Source organism: Candidatus Pelagibacter communis (assembly GCF_001179965.1).
Taxonomy (GTDB): Bacteria; Pseudomonadota; Alphaproteobacteria; order Pelagibacterales; family Pelagibacteraceae; genus Pelagibacter.
This window is the reverse complement of sequence record NZ_CVSH01000029.1, coordinates 1-584: the sequence shown is the minus strand read 5'-3', so window position 1 is coordinate 584 and position 584 is coordinate 1. Positions and strand designations below refer to the sequence as shown.

Genomic DNA, 584 nt, shown 5'->3' with positions numbered 1-584 from the left:
CCAGAAATACAGAAAATTTTAGTACCAGTATTTTTTGGTTTACCTAAACTTGAAAACCATTTTGCACCTCTTTTTAATATTGTTGGAACTACAGCGATCGTCTCTACATTATTTATAATTGTTGGGCATCCGTAAAGTCCAATGAGTGCTGGGAAAGGAGGTTTAAGTCTTGGTTGACCTTTTTTACCTTCTAAACTTTCAAGCAGAGCAGTTTCCTCACCACATATATATGCTCCTGCTCCATAATGTATATAAATATCAAAATCCCAACCTGTATTTGAAGCATTCTTTCCAATCAACTTTTGTGAATATGCTTCATCGATTGCTTTCTGGAGTTTTTGTCCCTCGTTATAATATTCTCCTCTGATATAAATATAACAAACATGTGCATTTACTGTATAAGCAGCAATTAAACACCCTTCTATCAGTTTATGGGGTTCAAATCTTAATATGTCTCTATCTTTGCAAGTACCTGGCTCAGATTCATCTGCATTGATTACTAAATAATGCGGTCTTGAACCAACTTCTTTTGGAGCAAAAGACCATTTTAGTCCTGTTGGAAAACCTGCTCCACCTCTACCTCT

The 584-nt window shown here is 35.6% G+C and carries 1 protein-coding gene; it reads right to left on the bottom strand.

The genetic code is table 11. The features are described 5' to 3' along the window. Positions 1-584 (bottom strand): NADH-quinone oxidoreductase subunit NuoF (nuoF, locus tag AMN73_RS01370; RefSeq protein WP_075534514.1); only part of this gene is annotated, 584 nt, incomplete at both ends.